This is a genomic window from Streptosporangium sp. NPDC048886, assembly GCF_055586905.1.
In genome coordinates, this window is the sequence record NZ_JBVJHH010000032.1 from 25737 (window position 1) to 44073 (window position 18337).

Annotated in this window: 18 protein-coding genes and 1 pseudogene; 9 read left to right on the forward strand and 10 right to left on the reverse strand. The window is 73.7% G+C overall.

Annotation, left to right across the window (positions count from 1 at the left end):
* Nucleotides 1-21 precede the first annotated feature (21 nt).
* The 3 genes and pseudogenes from ACZ6R6_RS33050 (at nucleotide 22) to ACZ6R6_RS33060 (ending at nucleotide 1240) form a co-directional block, all read left to right on the forward strand.
* The gene (locus ACZ6R6_RS33050) at nucleotides 22-918 is read left to right on the forward strand and encodes a phosphotransferase family protein (protein WP_470100010.1); all 897 of its coding nucleotides are present in this window, start codon (nucleotides 22-24) and stop codon (nucleotides 916-918) included.
* A 46-nt stretch (nucleotides 919-964) separates the two neighbouring features.
* Nucleotides 965-1072 (forward strand): annotated as a pseudogene (locus tag ACZ6R6_RS33055) (TFIIB-type zinc ribbon-containing protein); the annotation flags it as partial.
* A 15-nt stretch (nucleotides 1073-1087) separates the two neighbouring features.
* Nucleotides 1088-1240: a hypothetical protein gene (locus ACZ6R6_RS33060; protein ID WP_370879609.1), complete on the forward strand. Its 153-nt coding sequence runs from the start codon at nucleotides 1088-1090 to the stop codon at nucleotides 1238-1240.
* A gap of 101 nt (nucleotides 1241-1341) precedes the next feature.
* Here the strand turns inward: ACZ6R6_RS33060 and ACZ6R6_RS33065 are convergent, their stop codons facing one another.
* Nucleotides 1342-2313 (reverse strand): hypothetical protein, encoded by a 972-nt coding sequence (locus ACZ6R6_RS33065; protein WP_470100012.1) that lies wholly within the window; start codon nucleotides 2311-2313, stop codon nucleotides 1342-1344.
* Between the two features lie 255 nt (nucleotides 2314-2568).
* Entirely contained in the window at nucleotides 2569-4005 is a 1437-nt protein-coding gene (locus ACZ6R6_RS33070) for a phosphatase PAP2 family protein (protein WP_470100014.1), read from the reverse strand.
* A 135-nt stretch (nucleotides 4006-4140) separates the two neighbouring features.
* On the opposite strand from ACZ6R6_RS33070, the gene ACZ6R6_RS33075 reads away from it, so the two are divergent.
* From ACZ6R6_RS33075 to ACZ6R6_RS33090, 4 genes are read left to right on the forward strand one after another with little or no spacing between them, the layout of a single operon-like run.
* Entirely contained in the window at nucleotides 4141-5247 is a 1107-nt protein-coding gene (locus ACZ6R6_RS33075; protein ID WP_470100015.1) for a hypothetical protein, read from the forward strand.
* 1 nt (nucleotide 5248) lies between these two features.
* Entirely contained in the window at nucleotides 5249-6403 is a 1155-nt protein-coding gene (locus ACZ6R6_RS33080) for a toxic anion resistance protein (RefSeq protein ID WP_470100017.1), read from the forward strand.
* Nucleotides 6400-8022 (forward strand): vWA domain-containing protein, encoded by a 1623-nt coding sequence (locus ACZ6R6_RS33085; RefSeq protein ID WP_470100019.1) that lies wholly within the window; start codon nucleotides 6400-6402, stop codon nucleotides 8020-8022. Before ACZ6R6_RS33080 ends, ACZ6R6_RS33085 begins: the two co-directional genes overlap by 4 nt.
* A gap of 50 nt (nucleotides 8023-8072) precedes the next feature.
* Nucleotides 8073-8693 carry a hypothetical protein gene (locus tag ACZ6R6_RS33090; RefSeq protein WP_470100021.1) on the forward strand — a complete coding sequence of 207 codons (621 nt, stop codon included), beginning with the start codon at nucleotides 8073-8075 and terminating at the stop codon, nucleotides 8691-8693.
* Nucleotides 8694-8730: 37 nt separating this feature from the next.
* Here ACZ6R6_RS33090 and phnE read toward each other — a convergent pair whose 3' ends face one another.
* From phnE to ACZ6R6_RS33110, 4 genes are read right to left on the reverse strand one after another with little or no spacing between them, the layout of a single operon-like run.
* Nucleotides 8731-9555, reverse strand: coding sequence for a phosphonate ABC transporter, permease protein PhnE (phnE, locus tag ACZ6R6_RS33095; RefSeq protein ID WP_470100023.1), 825 nt, complete (start codon nucleotides 9553-9555; stop codon nucleotides 8731-8733).
* Nucleotides 9552-10472, reverse strand: a complete 921-nt coding sequence (locus ACZ6R6_RS33100) for a phosphonate ABC transporter ATP-binding protein (RefSeq protein WP_470100025.1) — start codon at nucleotides 10470-10472, stop codon at nucleotides 9552-9554. The genes phnE and ACZ6R6_RS33100 overlap by 4 nt, the downstream gene beginning before the upstream one ends.
* A gap of 2 nt (nucleotides 10473-10474) precedes the next feature.
* Nucleotides 10475-11386, reverse strand: coding sequence for a phosphate/phosphite/phosphonate ABC transporter substrate-binding protein (locus ACZ6R6_RS33105; RefSeq protein ID WP_470100027.1), 912 nt, complete (start codon nucleotides 11384-11386; stop codon nucleotides 10475-10477).
* Nucleotides 11387-11422: 36 nt separating this feature from the next.
* Nucleotides 11423-12556: a TIGR03364 family FAD-dependent oxidoreductase gene (locus ACZ6R6_RS33110; RefSeq protein WP_470100029.1), complete on the reverse strand. Its 1134-nt coding sequence runs from the start codon at nucleotides 12554-12556 to the stop codon at nucleotides 11423-11425.
* Between the two features lie 156 nt (nucleotides 12557-12712).
* Here ACZ6R6_RS33110 and ACZ6R6_RS33115 point away from each other — a divergent pair, with 156 nt between their 5' ends.
* On the forward strand, nucleotides 12713-13492 hold the full coding sequence (locus ACZ6R6_RS33115) for a GntR family transcriptional regulator (protein WP_470100031.1): 780 nt from the start codon (nucleotides 12713-12715) through the stop codon (nucleotides 13490-13492).
* Nucleotides 13489-14151: a phosphonatase-like hydrolase gene (locus ACZ6R6_RS33120; protein WP_470100033.1), complete on the forward strand. Its 663-nt coding sequence runs from the start codon at nucleotides 13489-13491 to the stop codon at nucleotides 14149-14151. The genes ACZ6R6_RS33115 and ACZ6R6_RS33120 overlap by 4 nt, the downstream gene beginning before the upstream one ends.
* Nucleotides 14152-14294: 143 nt before the next feature.
* On the opposite strand, the gene ACZ6R6_RS33125 is transcribed toward ACZ6R6_RS33120, so the two are convergent.
* The 4 genes from ACZ6R6_RS33125 to ACZ6R6_RS33140 form a co-directional block, all read right to left on the reverse strand.
* Nucleotides 14295-15077: a polyphosphate kinase 2 family protein gene (locus ACZ6R6_RS33125; RefSeq protein WP_470100035.1), complete on the reverse strand. Its 783-nt coding sequence runs from the start codon at nucleotides 15075-15077 to the stop codon at nucleotides 14295-14297.
* Between the two features lie 91 nt (nucleotides 15078-15168).
* Nucleotides 15169-15594 (reverse strand): protease inhibitor I42 family protein, encoded by a 426-nt coding sequence (locus ACZ6R6_RS33130; protein WP_470100037.1) that lies wholly within the window; start codon nucleotides 15592-15594, stop codon nucleotides 15169-15171.
* 34 nt (nucleotides 15595-15628) lie between these two features.
* A complete protein-coding gene (locus ACZ6R6_RS33135) occupies nucleotides 15629-16222 on the reverse strand; it encodes a maleylpyruvate isomerase N-terminal domain-containing protein (RefSeq protein ID WP_470100039.1) in 594 nt (197 codons plus the stop codon).
* Nucleotides 16223-16283: 61 nt separating this feature from the next.
* Nucleotides 16284-18302, reverse strand: a complete 2019-nt coding sequence (locus ACZ6R6_RS33140; RefSeq protein WP_470100041.1) for a CehA/McbA family metallohydrolase — start codon at nucleotides 18300-18302, stop codon at nucleotides 16284-16286.
* Nucleotides 18303-18337 lie beyond the last annotated feature (35 nt).

Genomic DNA, 18337 nt, shown 5'->3' on the forward strand with positions numbered 1-18337 from the left:
GATCAGTGGTTCACTTGCCCGATGAGCGACAGCGACGACCTGATCGAGGAACTGCGCCGGATCGGCGTCCGGTACGGCGACGCGCCCGCCGAGGTGCTGCCGACCAGGCCGGACGTGATCATCGTACGGGCCGGGTCCGTCGTGGTGAAGGCGCACGCCCCCGGGGCGCCGCAGGCTCCGCTGGCGGAGCGGATGCGGGCCGTGGCGCACCCGGCGCTACGCGGCGTCCTGCTCGAACCGGTGACCGAGGAGGTCACGACCGTCCACGGCCGGCTGGTCACCGTGTGGCCGGCCGGGACCCCGGTGGACCACGGGGATCCCGACGCGGCCCCGTGGGAGGCGGCCGCGCGGCTGCTGGCCCGGCTGCACGCCGTGCCGGCGCGGGCGCTGCCCCCGCTGCCGGCCGCGGGCGGGCCCGCCCGGGTCGCCGCCACGGTCGCCCGCCTGGACGGCGGCTCGGCCGCCGAGCGCGTCGTGCGCCGGGCCCTGGCCTGCCTGCCCCCGCTCGGCGCCGGGCCCGGCTCCCTCGCGCACGGCGACTGGCACATGGGTCAGCTGGTCCGCGTCCGGGACGAGTGGATCCTCATCGACATCGACGACCTGGGGATCGGCGATCCGGCCTGGGACCTGGCCAGACCGGCCGCCTGGTTCGCGGCCGGCCTGCTGGATCCGGAGGTGTGGCGGCGCTTCCTCGGGGCCTACCGGGCCGCGGGCGGGCGCGCCGCCGGGGCCGACGGCGACCCGTGGGAGCGGCTCGACCTGCCGGCGCAGGCGATGACCGTGCAGCTCACGGCGGCGGCGGTGGCCACGGCGGGACGGGAGGGACGGCCCCTGGACGAGGTCGAGCAGGTGCTGGTCGACACCTGCCAGAGGATTGTTCAGCTCCGGAGCGCCTGTCATAGTGTGCCCACGCAGTAGGTTGTGGTTACTTCAACACAATGCCAAGGACAAGGAGATCAGCCAGATGCAGTGCCCGAAGTGTCGCGGCGCTATGCGCACTTATGAGCGCAATGGCGTCCATATCGACCAGTGTGACGGCTGTCGCGGGATCTTCCTGGACTATGGCGAGCTCGAGACGCTGACTCGCATGGAGAGCCAGTGGTCCCAGTCGCATGCCGCTCCCCCGCCGCCGCCTCCGCCGCCGGTGCACGGCGCCCCCGCCTGGGGCGCGCCGCACCACGGCGGTCACTACGGCCACCACCGCCAGCGCAGCTGGGTGGGGATGCTCTTCTCGACCTGATCCGATCAGGGGGGAGACCCGGACCGCGATCCCGTCAGGGGATCGCGGTCCTCGCGTCCGGGGCGCGCCGGCCCGGCCCGCGCCACCGCGGACCCGGCCGGTCAGCCGGGGAAGTCGCCCGGCTTGATGCGCTTGGGCCGCACGGTGCCTCCCGCGACGGCGTTCAGCGTCATGGTCCAGTTGCTCCAGCGGATCTGGGTCGCGGTGCGGACCGTCCTGAACCGCACGGACTTGCCGAACTGCTCGAAGGAGCACGAGCGGGTGAAGCTGCGGGCCTTGGAATCCCAGTCGGTGCCGAGGGTGTAGTAGACCTTGTAGTTGCCGTCCCGCACGCCCCGGATCTTGAATTTCGACTTCTTGCGGACGTAGACGCGGATCGCCTTCTTCTTGCCGCGCACCAGCACCACGACCGCGTCCCGGGTGTTGCCGTTCCTCAGCTCGAGATGGGCGCGCCCGGGGCGGCTCTCGGAGGCGATGTATCTGCCGTTGGGCAGGCGGCGGGACCTCTCCCCGGCGACCTTCACCGGGACGACGTCGGTGCTGTAGTCGCCCAGGTCGGCCAGCGCGTCCGCGCTCTTGCGGACCGGCGACAGCTGCCCGCTCTCGGCCACCCCGCTCAGCACGGCGGGGCCGGTGCAGACGTCCTGCGCCCGCACGTCCTCCTGGGCGGCGCCCAGCGCGCCCACGAGCCGCCGCAGCGCGCCGACGTAGTCACCGTGCTCGGCCCCCACCTCGGGCGGCGGGGTCAGGGCCTCCAGCCCGGCGACCGCCTCCTCCATCGCGGTGACCGTCTGCTCCAGCCGCTTGTCGAGCCCCTTGACGCCGGTGGCGTCGAGCTTCTTGAGCGCGTCTCTGATCGGGCCGCGCGCCCTGCCGAGCTCCGCGCGGTATTCCTCGGTGGTCAGCCCCGCCGGGGTGGGCGTGCCGCTGGAGGGCGCGCCCGTCCCGCCGGCTCCCGTCACGCCGCTCGCGCTGGAAGTGCCGACCACGGGCTCACTGGGGGCGCCGGAGGTGCAGGCGCTCAGGGCCAGCACGGTGATCACGGCGCAGGACAGCAGTCGGGGGGTAGTCACCTGCCCCACTATCGCCGGATCGATCACGACACGTCAATGTGGATCGGCGTTTCTCCGGCGGTGTCCCGCCCGGTCCGGGATCGGCGCACCGGCCGCTCTCACCGGGGCGGATGGAGAATTCACCAACCCCCGCATTTAAATTTCGTAATTTATCGGGATATCGAAGACGGCGCGGATGGGCAGGCCGGTGAAAGCGATTCCCGGAAGGGCCGCCGCCGGGACGGGGGCGGGACCCGCCTGCCGCCCAGCCGGGTCCTAGCCGACGGGACGGATCACGTACAGGGACCGGGGCCGCTTGGTGAACTCCACCTCCCCGGGGACGACGGACGTCTCGCCGTCGCGTGCCAGCCGTAGCGCGCCGGAGGAGGAGACCTTCAGCGTGTCGGCCTGCCACTGCTGGTAGTGCCTGGACAGGCCGAGCCCGCCCAGCAGCACGCTGGTGAGGGCGCGCAGCCGCGGCAGCCGGGGGGCCGCGGTCAGCAGCCGGATGTCCAGCAGCCCGTCCTCCAGCCTCCGCCTCAGGCGCGGGGCGGCGCCGCGCGAGTCGTAGCGGCAGTTGCCGACGAACAGCAGCCAGATCCGCCGGGGCACGCCGTCGACGATCACCTCCTCCGGCTCGGCGGTGCGCAGCACGCGGCCCAGGGCCCACAGCAGCGCGGGCCACTTGCCGACACGCTGCTCCAGGGACTCGCGCCGGTCGACGACCTCCGGGTAGACGCCGAGGGCGGCGTTGTTGAGGAAGATCCGGCCGGCCACCTCCCCCACGTCCACCGCGACCACCCCGCCCGAGCGGTAGGCGGTCATCGCGTCCTCGGGACCGCGCAGGCCCAGCGCCCCGGCGAAGTGGTCGAGCGTCCCGCCCGGGATGACCAGCAGCGGCCTGCGGTGCTCCAGCGCGGCCTGCGCCCCGCGGTTGACCGTGCCGTCGCCCCCGGCGACCGCCAGCACCCGGGCCCTGGCCGCGGCCCCGTCCATCAGCTCTCCCAGGTCCGGGCCGTCCGCCTCGACCACCTCGGCCTCGGGCAGCCAGGCCCGCACCGCCGTGGCCGTGACGGGGGCGCCGCCCGCCGTGGGGTTGACCACGGCCACCACGCCCCCGCCGCCGGGGTCGTGGCCGGGCACCGGCGGCGCGGTGACGACGCGCGGCGCGCCCGTCACCGCCTCCGGCCAGAGCCGCCGGGTGGCCAGCCCGGTCGCCACGCCGATCGCGGCCCCCACCAGGACGTCGCCCGGGTAGTGCACGCCGGTGTAGACGCGGGAGAAGCAGACCGCCGCCGCCAGCAGCGCGACGGGGGCCGCGACCGCGCCGGGCGCCTCCATGGCCACGGCGGTGGCGAACGCGGCCGCCGAGGCCGAGTGGCCGGACGGGAACGACGCCGAGGCGGGCATCTTGATCATCCGTGCCAGCGGGAGGCCGTCCAGCGACGGCCGGGTCCGGCCGAAGGCCTGCTTGCCGACCAGGTTCACCAGGGGGCTGGCCAGGCTGATCGCCAGCAGCCCGCGGGTCGCGGCGCGGCGCAGCGGTCGCCGCCCGCTGACCGCCAGCGCCCCGGCGAGGCCGGCCCACAGCAGCGAGTTGTCGGCCGCGCGCGACAGGGCGGGCACGAGGCCCTCGAGGCCGGGGAGCCTGGCGTCCGCCACCACGGCGAACAGCCGCCGGTCCAGCCTGCCGAGCCACGACCTCAACCGCATGTGCCCCACCTTTCCGGATGACGGGCGAGTGAACAGGGACTTAATTCTGTCGCATACCCCGATATCCGGCACACGCCCCATTTCTTGCCCTCCCATAATTCCCAGAAGAGAGGCTATTTGAAGAAATGAGGTGGAATGAAACGGTTGATCGGCGTCGTTCTCGCGCTGCTGCTCGGCGCCGTGGTGGTGACGGCGGTCGTCCTGGGCGGCGGAGGCGGCGGGCCGGCCACGGTGCGGGGTGTGATCGGCTCGGAGAAGAAGCCGTTCTTCGACGACCCGCGGGTGCGCGCGGCGTTCGAGCGGCACGGGCTGCGGGTGGAGGTGGACACCGCCGGATCCCGGCAGATCGCGACCGAGGTCAGGCTCGACGACTACGCGTTCGCGTTCCCCTCCAGCCTCCCCGCCGCGGAGAAGATCAAGAAGGACCGGAAGGTCTCCACGACGTTCTCCCCCTTCTACTCCCCCATGGCGGTCGCCACGTTCCAGCCGATCGCCGACGTCCTGGCCGAGGCCGGGCTGGTACGCGACTCGGGCCGGGGCTACCGGGTGCTCGACCTCGCCGCGTACCTGGACCTGGTGGCCAAGGGCACCCGGTGGGACCGGCTGCCGGGCAACAGCGCCTATCCGGCGCGCAAGCGGGTGCTGCTGACCACCACCGACATCAGGACCTCCAACTCCGCGGCCATGTATCTGGCGATGACCAGCTACGTCGCCAACGGCGAGGACGTGGTCGCCGCCCCGGCCCGGGTGCCCGAGGTGGCCAGGGCGGTGGCGCCGATCTTCCTCGACCAGGGCTACTCACAGTCGTCGACCGAGGCCCCGTTCGACGACTACCTGGTCATGGGGTCGGGCAAGACGCCGATGGTCATGATCTACGAGGCCCAGTACCTGTCCCGCGTGTTCGCCGGCGACGGCTCGATCCGGCCGGAAATGCGGCTGCTCTACCCCGCGCCCACCGTGTTGAGCAAACACACGCTGGTGCCGTTCACCTCGCAGGCGGCCGAGGTCGGGCGGCTGCTGACCGAGGATCCCGAGCTCAGGAACCTCGCCGCGCGACACGGTTTCCGCACCGCCGACCCGGGGGCGTTCGCCGACCTGGTCGCCAAGCACAAGGCGCCGGTGGCACGGGATCTGGTGGACGTGGTGGAGCCGCCCACCTACGAGCACCTGGAGGAGCTCATCTCCGACATCGAGCGGCTGTACGCGAGCGGCGCCGTACCGCGGACCGAAGGAAGGCCCTGACATGGCCGACAGCGGACTGACCCTGACCCCTCCCGCCCCGGTGGCCGCCGTGCCCGCCTCGACGGCGGTCACCATGCTCCCCCTGGCGGACGGCCGCGAGGCCGAACTCACCGCCAAGGCACAGGGGTTCACCGCGGAACTGACCGCGATGGACCCCCGGGTGCCGGACTTCACCCGCAAGGTGCATGACATCTCCTCGATGGGCGACACCGAGATCCGCTCCGCCTCCCAGGTGGCCGACCGGATGCTCAAACGCCCGGTGGCCGCCCTGGCGGCGGCCAAGGGGGAAGGCGCCGACGCCCAGGGCCGGGTGGCGGGCCGGCTGGTCGCGCTGCGCCGTACGGTGGTGGACCTCGATCCCAAACAGGCGGCGAGCGGTCCCCGCAAGCTGCTGGGACTGATCCCCTTCGGAGACCGGCTGCGCGACTACTTCGCCAAGTACCAGACCGCCCAGAAGCAGCTGGACGACATCATCCGGGCGCTGAGGTCCGGCCAGGACGAGCTGCTGAAGGACAACGCCGCGATCGAGGGCGAGAAGGCGGACCTGTGGGAGGCGATGACCCGCCTGCAGGAGTACGCGGTGCTGGCCGCCGCGATCGACGACGCGCTGGAGCAACGCATCCTCCTCCTGGAGGCGACCGATCCCGACAGGGCCACCGCGCTCCGCTCCGACGCGCTGTTCGCCGTACGGCAGAAGCACCAGGACATCCTCACCCAGCTCGCGGTCTCGGTCCAGGGCTACCTGGCCCTGGACCTGGTCCGCAAGAACAACCTGGAGCTGAGCAAAGGGGTGGACCGGGCCACCACCACGACGGTCGCCGCACTGCGCACCGCGGTGACCGTGGCCCAGGCGCTGGCCAACCAGAAGCTGGTGCTTGACCAGATCACCGCGCTCAACTCCACCACCGGTGACCTGATCCTGGCCACCAGCGAGATGCTGCGCACCCAGGCCGGCGCCGTCCAGAACCAGGCCGCCTCCACCACCGTCGACATGGACGTGCTGCGCCGGGCCTTCGACAACGTCTACGCCACCATGGACATGATCGACAGCTTCCGCTCGCAGGCCGTGGAGAGCATGGCCGTCACCGTCGACAGCCTGAGCACCGAACTCACCCACGCCAGGACCTACCTCGACCGCGCCGAGGCCGCCTCATGAGCACCACGCCTCCCCCGCCCCCGCCTTCCGCGCCGGCCGGGCCCTCCTCGCGCCGCCGGGCCGTCCGCTCCGCCGTGCGGCGGGCGGCGGCGGCGCTGGCGCTGCTGGCGCTGGCCACGCCGGTGGCGTGCTCCTCCGGGGACGCGCCCGAGGACGGCCCGGACGTGCTGCGGGTGCTGGCCGGCAGCGAGGTCAAGGACCTGGAGCCGATGCTGCGCCGCTCCGGCGTGCGGGTGAGGATCTCCTACACCGGGACCCTGGACGGCGCCGAGCAGGTGGCCGGCGGCGGCGCGGACGGCTCCTACGACGCGATCTGGTTCTCCTCCAACCGCTACCTGTCGCTGATCGACGGCGCGACGGCCCGGCTGTCCACCGAGACCAGGATCATGTCCTCCCCGGTGGTCCTCGGTCTCACCGCCGCCAAGGCGCGGGAGCTGGGCTGGGCGGACAGGCCGGTGACCTGGGAGCAGATCGCGACCGCCGCGCGGGAGAAGCGGTTCACCTTCGGCATGGCCAACCCCGCCTCCTCCAACTCGGGCTTCTCCGCGCTGGTCGGGGTGGCCGCCGCGCTGTCGGACGCCGGGGAGGCGCTGAGCGGTGAGCAGGTCGCGGCGGTCACGCCCAGGCTCAAGGAGTTCTTCTCCGCCCAGCGGCTGACCTCGGGGTCCTCCGGCTGGCTGGCCGACGCCTACAGCCGGGAGGGCGGGGTGGACGGCATCGTCAACTACGAGTCGGTGCTGCTCGGCCTGGAGGGGCTGAGCCTGATCCGCCCGAGCGACGGCGTGGTCACCGCCGACTACCCGCTCACCCTGCTGGCCTCGGCCAGGCCGGAGAAGAAGGAGCTGTACGGCAGGCTGACCGGCTGGCTGCGGAGGCCGGACACGCAGCGGGAGATCATGACCGCCACCCACCGGCGGCCGATCGTCCCGGAGGTCCGGCCCGGACCGGAGTTCGGCACGGCGCCGCTGCTGGAGCTGCCGTTCCCCAACCGCCGGGCCGCCGCCGACGCGTTGATCACCGCCTACCTCGACGAGGCGCGCGTCCCCGCCCGGGCGCTGTTCGTGCTGGACACCTCGGGGTCGATGGACGGCGAGCGGATCGAGGCGCTGCGCCAGGCGCTGGTCACGCTCACCGGCGCCGACACCTCGGCCTCCGGCACGTTCTCCCGCTTCCGCAGCAGGGAGGACGTGGTCATGATCCCGTTCAGCGGCTCCGCCGGGCAGCCGCAGCCGTTCACCCTGCCCGAACGCGACCCGCAGCCGGTCCTGGCGCGGATCAGGGCCTACGCCGAGAACCTCCGGGCGGGCGGCGGAACCGCGATCTTCGACGGGCTGCGCGCCGCCTACGAGCAGGCCGCCGGGACCGGCCAGGGCCACTACACCTCGGTCGTGCTGATGACCGACGGCGAGAACACCGACGGCATCTCCTACGACGACTTCGAGCTCTTCTACCGGACGCTCCCCCGGGAGCGGCAGCAGGTCCGGACGTTCGTCGTGCTGTTCGGCGAGAGCGACGTGGAGGAGATGAGGAAGATAGCCAAGCTGACCCGGGGCGCCGTCTTCGACGCCCGCAGCGGGTCGCTGGCCTCGGCGTTCAAGGAGATCCGTGGCTACCAGTGATCGCTGTGCGGGCCGCCCGGCCCGGCCCGTGCGGCCCGGCGGGGGCGGCCGTGTCCGCTGAGCGAGTGCTGAGATACCTCGGCTCCACCAGGAACATCGCCGGCTGTGCCCTGGCCCTGTTGGGGGCGCTGGCGCACTTCCTCGGCCTGGCCGGCGCGTTCTGGCCGGTGGTGGTCGCCGGGCTGTACGGCGTGGGCGCGCTGCTGGCCCCGCCGGACCGGATCCGGCTGGCCGTCTCCCACGCCGAGGTCGAGACCGGCCTGCTCCGCGCCGACCTCGACGCCCTGCTGCGCGGGGTGGAGAGCTCCCAGCGCTTCCCCGGCGACGTGCAGGCCAGGCTCGGCGGGCTGGCCGACGTGCTCAGCGGCGTCCTGGGCCGGGCGGAGGTGCTGACCGCCTCCCCCGACCACCTGCACATCGTCTCCCAGACGATCCGCGACTACCTGCCGGCCAGCCTGGAGGCCTACGCCAACCTGCCCCGCGCCTACGCCCTCAGCCGCCGCGCGGACCGCGAGCGCAGCGCCCACGAGGAGCTCCTGGCCCAGCTCGACCTGCTGGAGGCCAAGCTGCGCGAGGTGGCCGGGGCCGTGCACCGGGGCGACGAGCAGGCCCTGCGCGACCAGGGCCGTTTCCTGCGGGAGCGGTTCGGCGGCTCCGGCCTTGACCTGTAGCGGAACGGCCGTCCGGCCGGGCCGGATCAGGGGCAGGTCAGGAGCCGACGCGGCGGCGCACGTACGCGGAGAGCTGATCGACCGCGACCACCAGTACCATGACGACCGCCAGGTGGGTGACCATCTCGTCGAACCGGAAGAGCTTGATCGACTGATTGATCAGGAACCCGATGCCCCCGGCCCCCACCAGGCCCAGCACGAGCGACGAGCGCACGTTGACGTCGAAGCGGTACAGCAGCAGCCCGACGAACTGCGGGACCACCGCCGGCAGCACGGCGTGCGCGGCGGCCTGGAGTCCCGACGCCCCGCCGACCCGCAGGGCGTCGCGCGGCCCGAGGTCGATCTCCTCCATCGCCTCCGCCCACAGCTTGCCCATCACCCCCGTGTTGTGGAGGATCAACGCCAGCACGCCCGCGAACGGGCCCAGCCCCACGGCGGTGACGAAGACCAGCGCGAAGACGACGTCGGGCACCGCCCGCAGGAACGACAGCACCGACCGGGCCGCCTGGTAGACCCAGCGGTTCGGCGCGGTCGTCCGCGCGGCCAGCAGTGCGAGGCCGAGGGCGAAGGGCACCGAGAACGTGGTGCCCAGCAGCCCGATGCCCAGCGTGACGAGCGCGGCCCGCAGGCCGGGCAGGAGCACCTCCTCCCAGGACAGGTTTGGAGGCATGGCCTGGCTGACGAAGTCCGCCATGCCGCGCCAGCCCTGCACGAGGGCGGCAGGGGAGAACTCTGTGCCGTTCCAGGCCAGGACGTGCGCGATCACGATGATCACGGTGACCACGGCGGCCGCCGGCGTGATGGGCCGCCGCCTGGGCGGGGTGAGGCGGGCGTCCGGCGGAAGCGTGCCCGTGCTGGTCATCGGGGCTCCTGGTCGGCGTGATGGCGGTCGGGGGCGTACAGGGTGTCGAGGTGGGCGTCGGTGAGCGCCGTGGCCGGGGTGTCGAGGGCGGCCCGCCCGTGCAGCAGTCCGGCCACCCGGTCGGCGTGCCGCCGGGCCAGGTCGGGCTGGTGGAGCACGGCGGCGACAGCCAGGCCCTGGTCGTGGGCGAGACCGGCCAGCAGGGCGACCACCTGCTCGGCCGCCGCCGGATCGAGGGCGGAGACCGGCTCGTCGGCGAGGATGATCTCCGCCCGCTGACACAGGGCGCGCGCGATGGCGACCCGTTGCCGCTGACCGCCGGACAGCCGACCGGCCGGCTCGGCGGCGCGGTCGGCCATCCCGACGCGGTCGAGGCAGGCCATGGCCTCCTCGCGCAGCTCGCGGGGGAACAGGGCCGGGGTGAGCGAGCGGTGCAGCGGCAGCCGTCCGAGTGCTCCGGCGCAGACGTTGTCCAGGGCGCTGCGGCGGTGGACGAGGTGGATCTGCTGGAAGATCATCGCCATCCGCCGGCGCAGCCGGGCCGACTCGGCCGCGCCGGCCGCGTCGAGGGGCCGTCCCTGGAGGAGGACCTCGCCCGCGTCGGCGCTCTCCAGGCCGACGACGCAGCGCAGCGCGGTGGACTTGCCGCTGCCGTTGGCGCCCAGTAGCGCGAGGAACTCGCCGGCGGCGAGGCGGAGGTCGAGGCCGTCCAGGACGGTCCGGCCGGAGAAGGACTTGCGCAGCCCGCGGACGGCGAGCGCGGGCAGCGCGGCGGTGCCCGGAGCGGCGCCCTGCGCGGACGTGGGCGCGAGAGCCCGTGGAGACGCGGCGGCGGGGGGACCCTGCGGGGACGGGGTGGCGGGACCCGGCGGGGACGCGGGGGCGGCCGGGCCCGTCGCCGCCCGTGGGGCGGTCATCGTCAGACGTCCTTCTCGGTCAGACCTAGCGCGGCGGCCAGGTCGAACAGCGGCTTGTAGGTGTCCTTGCCGACGGCCGCGAGCGGTCCGGGCGGGTCCACGTCGAGGAACGCGCCGACCTTGGCCACATCGGACGGGCCCAGCTTCAGCAGCGCCGAGGCGATCGCTTCGCGCAGGGCCGGGTCGAGCTTGCCCGACACGGTGATCGGGTCGTTCGGGATGGGGTCGGAGGTCCAGATCTGGCGGTACTTCGCCGGGTCGAAGGTGCCGGCGGCCCGCGCGGTGGCCAGTTGCTGGCTGTTGATCTCGGCGGCGTCCACCTTGCCGTTGACCAGCGCGACCAGCGCCTCGGGATGCCCACCCGCGTAGTCGATCTTTAGAGCGGAGTCGGCCACGCCCTCGGTCTTGAGCGCGTAGCGGGGCAGGGCGTCGCCGGAGGTCGATCCGGGGCTGGACAGGGCCAGGGACTTGCCGGCCAGGTCCTTGACCGAGGTGATCGGCGAGTTCGCAGGCACCCAGATACCGGCGGTGTAGGTGGTCAGGGCACCCTTGGCGTCCGCGAAGGAGGCGACGGCCTGGGCGTCGGCCATGGTGCTGGCGAAGACGTAGCCGAGCGGACCGAACTGGGCCATCTCCAGCTGGCCGTTGCGCATGGCCAGCACCTCGGCCGAGTAGTCCTCGACGATCTTCAGCTCGACCGGGCAGTCGAGCGTGCGCTGGAGCGCGGCGGCCAGGGTCTCGTAGGCGGGCTTGAGCTTGGCCGGGTCCTCGTACGGCTCGATGCCGAAGCGGATCCTGCCGTCCGGGCAGGTGGCGCCGGATGGGCCGGCGGCCTCGGTGGCGCCACCGCCGCAGCCGGTCAGCAGTAGGGCCGGGGCCACGGCCAGGACGGCCAGGAGAGGTCGTGCGCGCATGGGATTTCTCCTCGGGGAAGGGTTCACAGGGAGTGGTCAGGCCAGCAGGCCGTCGAGAACCTCGGGGGCCAGGCCCAGGGCGGTGGTCATGCCGATGCCGGAGGTGACCGACACCACCCGCACGCCGGGCATGGGGGCCGCGACCAGGAACGGGTCGGGCGCCGAGGCGTAGACGCCGCGCCACCGCTCCCGCACCGTCAGCCGCTCGGTCCCCAGCAGGCGGGCGGTCTCGGCCAGGACGCTCCGGTCGAGCTCGTCGGCGTCGAACGGCTCCGGCGTGACGGCGTAGGCGTGCGTGTCGCCGATGGTGAGGTCGCCGTCCGGGCGCTGGGTGAACATGAGGTTCAGGCCGAGGCCGGTCAGCGCCGGCCGCTCCGCCTCCAGGCGGGCGCGCAGGGCGGGCCCCGTCGGGCAGGCGGCGAAGCCGTCGTAACGCAGGAGCGAGAAGCCGGACAGGACCGCGGGGGCGACACGGCGGTCGTGCGGGTCGGCCACGCGCAGCATGCGCAGGACGCAGCGGCGCAGCCCGGCGTGCTCGGCCAGGTCGGGGAAGTGCCGGTCGACGTCGTGGCCGACGGCCAGGACGACGTGCCGGGCGCGGACGCGTCCCCGGCTGGTGGTCACCAGGCCGGGCTCGACGAGGTGCGCGGCGGTGCCCCAGTGGAAGCGCACGCCGCGGGCGGCCAGCCAGGCGGCGACGGCGTGCACGGCCTGGCGGGGGTCGACGCGCAGGTCCAGCGGGAACCAGGCGCCGCCCACGACGCCGGGGCCCACCGGCACCCGTTCGGCGACGCGGGCGGCGTCCAGCAGGACGGACTGGCCGTCGCGGGCGGCGTGGAACTCCTCCAGGACCGCGTACTCGTCGTCGGCGCGGGCGACCACGACGGTGCCGCCCTCGCCGAGCCAGAGCCCGGCCTCCCTGGCCAGGCGCAGCCAGGTGGTCCTGGCGGCCATCGCGTACCGCAGGGCGTCGCCGTCCTGGGCGGTGAAGCAGCCGTGCCCGAAGTTGCGCACCGAGGCGCCGATGGCGCGCTCGTCCCGCTCGACGACCACGACGGACAGCCCGCGGGCCACGGCGTCCACGGCGTGGGCCAGCCCCACGATGCCCGCCCCGACGACCACGAGGTCGGCCGCGTCGAGAGACGTGTCCCACGGCGAATAACTTGTCATGATAAGTACGCTCGCGGGCTCGCCGAGATACCGTCAACCCCCGCGCCGAACATGTCACCTCGCGTTCGTTTTCACGTCATTTACGCATGTAGAACAGCTATTTAGTGGATCGGGAGACTTTTGCGGAATATCGTGACTCCTGTATGGTCAAGTCACATGGACACACCTCTCCATGAACGTGTCGCGTCGGACCTGCGCCGGCGCATCAGCTCCGGCGAGCTGCCGGTGGGCGCGGCCCTTCCCTCCGAGTCGCAGCTCTGCGAGCAGTGGGACATCTCGCGGGGCCCGATCCGCCAGGCGCTGGCCACGCTGCGCGCCGAGGGGCTCATCGGCGGCGGGCGCGGCAAGCCGCCGGTCGTGCGCAGCCAGAGCATGTCCCAGCCGTTCGAGACGTTCCTGTCCTTCTCCCGCTGGGTGGAGCTGATGGGCCGCACGCCCGGGCAGCACACGCTCGAGATCGCTCGCCGCCCGGCGACCCCGGAGGCGTGCGACGCCCTCGGGCTGGAGGAGGGCGAGCCCATCGTGCAGGTGCTGCGCCTGCGGCTGCTGGACGGGGTGCCCGCCATGGTCGAGCGCACCACGTTCGTCTGGGCCGTCGGGCGGCTGCTGTTCGACTTCGACTGCGACTCCGGGTCCGTCTTCGCCTACCTCAGCGGGCGCGGCGTCGACCTGAGCCGGGCCCGCCACGCCATCGACGCGATCGGCGCCGACGAGACCGACGCCGGACTCCTCGGCATCGCCCGGGGCGCGCCGCTGCTGCGCGAGCGCCGCCAGACCTCCTCCGCCGGCGGCGAGCCCGTGGAGTTCTCCGACGACCGCTACCGGCCCGACCTCGTCTCGTTCACCATCGACAACTCCCAGCAGGCCCACCCGGCGCTGCTGCGCAGCCCCAACGACCCGCTCCCCGTCCGAGCCCCCGAAGGAGAGACCTCGTGATCGAACTGGCAGTCCTGGACATCGCCGGCACCACCGTGGAGGAGCACGGTGCCGTCTACCTCGCGCTGGAGGAGGCCGTGCGGGCCGCGGGCGGCGCTCCGGCCGCCGCCGACATCCGGCGCTGGATGGGCGCCGACAAACGCGAGGCCATCACCGCGCTCCTGGCCGGGTCACCCGGACCGGCCGCCGTGGAGGCCGCCTACGCCGATTTCCGCGCCCGGCTGAGCGCCGCCTACACCGCCCGCCCGCCGGAGCCCCTGCCGGGCGTCCCCGAGGCGATCACCGCCCTGCGCGCGGCGGGCGTCAGGGTGGCGCTCACCACCGGCTTCGACCGCGAGGTGACGGCGGCGCTGCTGGCGGAGATCGGCTGGGACGACGGTTTCCTGGACGCCGTGGTGTGCGTGGACGACGTCCCGGCCGGCCGCCCGGCGCCGTACATGATCTTCCGGGCGATGGAGGCGACCGGCGTCCGCGACGTGGCCGACGTCCTAACGGCCGGCGACACCGTCCGCGACCTGGAGGCCGGCACGAACGCGGGCGCGGCGATCGTGGCCGGGGTCCTCACGGGCAGCCAGGACGCCGCCGCCCTCGGCGCCGTCCGCCACACCCACCTCCTGCCCGGCGTCGCGGCCATCCCCGCCCTGCTCTTCCCCAGCTGATCCGCCCCGCCACGAGGGCCACCACGGCAGCACTCAGCCGCCCGGGGCGCCTTCGCACGGGACACCCGTCACAGCCCGGTACGGGTCCAGCCGAGATACCGCGGGCCGGCGCGCCGGCGGCGACGGAGGGGCCGTCACGCCCGTCACCGTGTCCGGGCCGGATCGGCGGCGGGGTCGTCCAGGTCGTATCCCCGGGCCCCCAGCTCCGCCTCGACCGCGGCGCAGACCGTCTCCACGACCGTGACCCGGGCCAGGCGCTTGTCGTCTCCCGCCACCACGTGCCAGGGGGCCTTCGGATGGTCGGTGCGGGCGAGCATGTCCTCCACGGCCGTCTCGTACTGCGGGCGCTTGTCGCGGTTGCGCCAGTCCTCGTCGGTGAGCTTCCACGCCCGCAGCGGGTCGTCCGCCCGGTCCTGGAAGCGCCGGAGCTGTTCCTCCTCGGAGACGTGCATCCAGAACTTGACCATGATCATTCCCTCGGCGGCGAGGGTCCTCTCGAACTCCACGATCTCGCCGTAGGCGCGCGACCACTGCTCCTCGGTGGCGAAACCCTCGACCCGCTCCACCAGCACCCGCCCGTACCAGGAGCGGTCGAGCACGGCCATGCCGCCCCAGCCGGGCAGGACGGGCCAGAACCGCCACAGGAAGTGGTGCCGCTTCTCGTCGTAGGTCGGCGCCGCGAACTGGGCGACCCGCACGTGCCGCGGGTCGAGCGGGCGCACCAGCCGCTTGATGGCCCCTCCCTTGCCCGAGGCGTCCCAGCCCTCGAACACCACGCAGAGCGGGGGGCCGATGCGCTTGTCCGCGACCTGCCCGCCCAGGATGAGCCGCAGGCGCAGCAGGCGCTCCAGCGCGGCGTCGAGCCGCTCGGCGGCCTCTCTCTTGGCCAGTTTCCGCGACAGGTCGACCTGTGACAACCGATTCATGGACATCAGCCTCGCACCGCCCGCCGGGAGCCTGCCACCCGCCCGGCCCCCTCCGGCACCGGACGGCGGACGGCGGGCGGCGGGCGGCGGCTCAGGCGACGGTGATCCGGAAGATCGCCTCGCCCGAGGCGCGCCGGCTCTGCTCGTCGGCGGGCGTCCGGCCGGCCGTGCAGCGCCGGCAGTTGGAGAGCGTGACGGTGGCCGTGCCGGGACGCTTGGCGTTGAAGACGAAGTAGCGGACCCCGCCGGCCCCTTGGGCCGCGGGGCGGTACTCCTCACTGATGAACGACGCCACCGTGACGTCCGGCAGGTCGGCCATCTGCCAGCTGTCTCCGGCGGAGGCGTTCTCCTCCACCGCCAGGGAGAACCGCTTGCCGGGCGTGAGCCGGACGTCCGCCGTCTTGCCGACGCCCCCGTGGACGATCGTTCCCAGGTCGTAGACGGCGGATCCGGTGCCGCACCCCGTGACGAGCGCCACCACCAGCAGCAGGACGGCCAACCCCGTTCGGTGAATCACGCAGCTCACAGTAGTGACCCCGGCGGCCGGCGCCTCAGGGGGCCACGCCGTCCCACTCCTCCAGCGGGGCGCAGTGCCAGCGCCAGTCGCTCTGGCGGGGGCGGCCGGGGAGGTCCGCGCGGCCGTTGGCCCACAGCAGCGTCTGCCACGGGTCGCCGTCGTGCGGCGCCCAGGGGAACAGGCGGCGCAGGGTCGCCGCGCTCAGCTCGGCGGGCGGGGTGAACGGCAGCCCCAGTCCCAGGGCGGCGTCGTAGGTGTGCATCAGCATCTCGTCGCAGGCCATGCCCGCGAACCCGGAGGCGTCGGCCATGCCGTACGGGTGCCAGCCGCGCGCCCCCGCCGGGCTGCCCTGGACGACCCGCGCCACGACCGTGGCGAACACCCCGACGGTGGCGGCCAGGTCCGCCGGCGAGCTGTCGGGCCGCACCCGCAGGTCCACCGTGCTGAGCTCGCGTTCTCCGGCGGCGAAGTCGGTGGCGTACCACAGGAGGGTGTCGGAGATGTGCGCGACCACCTGGGCGACCGTCCACTCCATCCCGGGGATCCCGCTCCCCCAGTCGCCCTCGAGCCCCGAGCCGAGGAGGGTCTGACACTCGTCCGCCACGCGGAGAACCGTTTTCGCGTCCATCGGACGATCCTTCCAGAAGGCCCCGACAGCCGAGCCTCCCGGAAGGCCCGGCCGCCGAGCGTCAGCCCAGGCGGGCCTGGTAGACCTCCCTGGCCCGCCCGATCAGCTCCAGGTGGTCGCCGAGCTGCCCGGCGGTGTCGAAGACGCCCTCCTTCCGGAGCAGCGCCTCCATGCCGTCCAGCCATCGCAGGCACCAGCGGACGTCCTGCGCCCTGGCCACGTGGCGGCCGTCGACGTCGAGATAGACCGGGCTGGTGTGGGCGTGGACACCGTCGGTGAAGGCGCGCTCGTGCGGTCCGCCGGCGGCCACGGCGACGACGTAGGTGGGGTCGCCGACGGTCAGCTCGGCGGTCAGCTCGCCGGGCGGCCCCTCGGCCAGGACGCCGTCGGCGGTGCGGATCTCCAGCCTCTCCACCTCGGGGCCGACCGATCTCACGGTGACCGTGACCCGGTCTCCCGGTGAGAGGTCCAGGGTGGCGCCGGGCCCGTGGCCGCCGACCGACAGCTCCAGCCAGGGGCCGGTGGTGCCGAACGTACGGCCCCGCCGGACGGCCTCGGCGAAGGATCCGGCGGTGAGCGGTCCGTCCACGCGGGCGTAGACACGGGCCCAGCCCGGTGGGCTGGACTGGTTGCCGCGCCGGGCGAAGGAGACCATCGCGTCGGTCCCCGCGGTGACCGCGAGCCGGTTGCCCGCGCCGACCAGGCGCCGGTAGACGGCGGCGGTCGCGGCGATCGAGCTGTGGTTGAGCACGTCGAGGCTGTCCACCAGGCCGAGCGCGGCGTCGGCGACGATCTCCCTGGCGGAGCAGTTGCGCCCCCACGCCAGCACCCTGTCCGGGACGTCGTCGTCGTGGACCGGCGGGTGGAAGGGATGACTGTAGCCCGTGATGGCGCCGAGGCCGCGCAGCTCCCGGCAGGCCACGCTGTTGGGCGGCCAGTCCGCGGTGCCCAGGAAACCGGTGTGGAAGCGCGAGGGCGGGGCCGAGACGCCGAAGGCGTAGAGGTGGCCGAGCAGGTCGTTGCGGTATTCGACGCCGACCCTGGCCAGGTGGGTGGCGTCCGACCAGGGCAGGTCCCGGCCGGCCCAGTGCGCCAGCGCCTCGGAGTCGTAGACCCGCTCGGAGGAGACGTTGCCGGCGACCAGGTTGAGCACGTGCAGGTCCTCGCCGTGCTGCATGGCCGCCGCGAGGGCGGGCGTGCCGACCATGTCCCCGGCCCAGTTGAGGTGGACGTGCATGTCCCCGCCGTACCAGCCCGCCGCCGCCGCGTCGTAGAGCCGCTCGGGGGTGAGCTCGACCAGGGTCTCCGCGCCGGGGACGGGGCTGAGCGCGACCTCGGCGGAGCCGTACTCCATCCCTCTGGAGACCCGCACGGTCAGCGGCTCCGCCGGGACGTCCAGCACGAGGTCGTCGCCGTGGAAGTAGGGCCGGACGTGGTGGTCGCGCCGGGCGGGGGCGCCCTCGGGGTACCAGCCCTGCCCGTGCTCGCCGTACACGCTCCATCTGCAGGGGAACCCGGCGCGCAGCCGCAGGCGGGCGGCCGCGGCGGGGCGGGTCAGGGGCGCGAGGTCCACCCGCGCGCCGTCGGCGACCACCTCGCTGGCGCTGGTGATCCTGATGAGGCGGGCGCCGCGCGGGCCGACCTCGTGCGCGTGGCCGTCCACCAGCACGGTGACCGGCTCGTCCCGGGTGGAGTCGACCAGCAGCGTCGTGCGCAGGGGCCGGCCGTCCAGTACGGCGTGCGCGTGCGCCTCGACGGCGCGGCCCTCCCCGGTGAGCCGGAGGGCGGCGAGATTGTCGGGCAGGGCGCCCGCCAGGACGTCGCGCACGACCTCGTCCATGTCGAGCTCGGTCAGCCGGTCGCGCAGCTGCCGGAGAGGGGTGCCTGGATGGCGGGCCCGGAGCGTGCCGTAGCAGACCTCCCAGAAGGTCGTGGCGCCCATCAGGTAGGCGTCGGTGGCCATGGACCTGACGTAGAAGATGGGGTCCTCGCCCCAGGTGACCCCGTGGCCGGCGAGCAGCGCCCCGTACTCCTCCAGTGCCCGCGCCACGGCGGGGGGAACGGCCGGATCGTCGCACATAGATCTCTCCCCGTGATGAGCTCCTCGTGATCGCC

What these genes read in the sequence shown, in the direction of transcription:
- ACZ6R6_RS33050 (WP_470100010.1), top strand. Translation starts at nt 22, where the DNA reads ATGAGCGACAGCGACGACCTGATCGAGGAACTGCGCCGGATCGGCGTC.
- ACZ6R6_RS33060 (WP_370879609.1), top strand. Translation starts at nt 1,088, where the DNA reads ATGGAGAGCCAGTGGTCCCAGTCGCATGCCGCTCCCCCGCCGCCGCCT.
- ACZ6R6_RS33070 (WP_470100014.1), bottom strand. Translation starts at nt 4,005, where the DNA reads ATGCGGTTGAGGTCGTGGCTCGGCAGGCTGGACCGGCGGCTGTTCGCC.
- ACZ6R6_RS33075 (WP_470100015.1), top strand. Translation starts at nt 4,141, where the DNA reads ATGAAACGGTTGATCGGCGTCGTTCTCGCGCTGCTGCTCGGCGCCGTG.
- ACZ6R6_RS33080 (WP_470100017.1), top strand. Translation starts at nt 5,249, where the DNA reads ATGGCCGACAGCGGACTGACCCTGACCCCTCCCGCCCCGGTGGCCGCC.
- ACZ6R6_RS33085 (WP_470100019.1), top strand. Translation starts at nt 6,400, where the DNA reads ATGAGCACCACGCCTCCCCCGCCCCCGCCTTCCGCGCCGGCCGGGCCC.
- phnE (WP_470100023.1), bottom strand. Translation starts at nt 9,555, where the DNA reads ATGACCAGCACGGGCACGCTTCCGCCGGACGCCCGCCTCACCCCGCCC.
- ACZ6R6_RS33100 (WP_470100025.1), bottom strand. Translation starts at nt 10,472, where the DNA reads ATGACCGCCCCACGGGCGGCGACGGGCCCGGCCGCCCCCGCGTCCCCG.
- ACZ6R6_RS33105 (WP_470100027.1), bottom strand. Translation starts at nt 11,386, where the DNA reads ATGCGCGCACGACCTCTCCTGGCCGTCCTGGCCGTGGCCCCGGCCCTA.
- ACZ6R6_RS33110 (WP_470100029.1), bottom strand. Translation starts at nt 12,556, where the DNA reads ATGACAAGTTATTCGCCGTGGGACACGTCTCTCGACGCGGCCGACCTC.
- ACZ6R6_RS33115 (WP_470100031.1), top strand. Translation starts at nt 12,713, where the DNA reads ATGGACACACCTCTCCATGAACGTGTCGCGTCGGACCTGCGCCGGCGC.
- ACZ6R6_RS33125 (WP_470100035.1), bottom strand. Translation starts at nt 15,077, where the DNA reads ATGAATCGGTTGTCACAGGTCGACCTGTCGCGGAAACTGGCCAAGAGA.
- ACZ6R6_RS33135 (WP_470100039.1), bottom strand. Translation starts at nt 16,222, where the DNA reads ATGGACGCGAAAACGGTTCTCCGCGTGGCGGACGAGTGTCAGACCCTC.
- ACZ6R6_RS33140 (WP_470100041.1), bottom strand. Translation starts at nt 18,302, where the DNA reads ATGTGCGACGATCCGGCCGTTCCCCCCGCCGTGGCGCGGGCACTGGAG.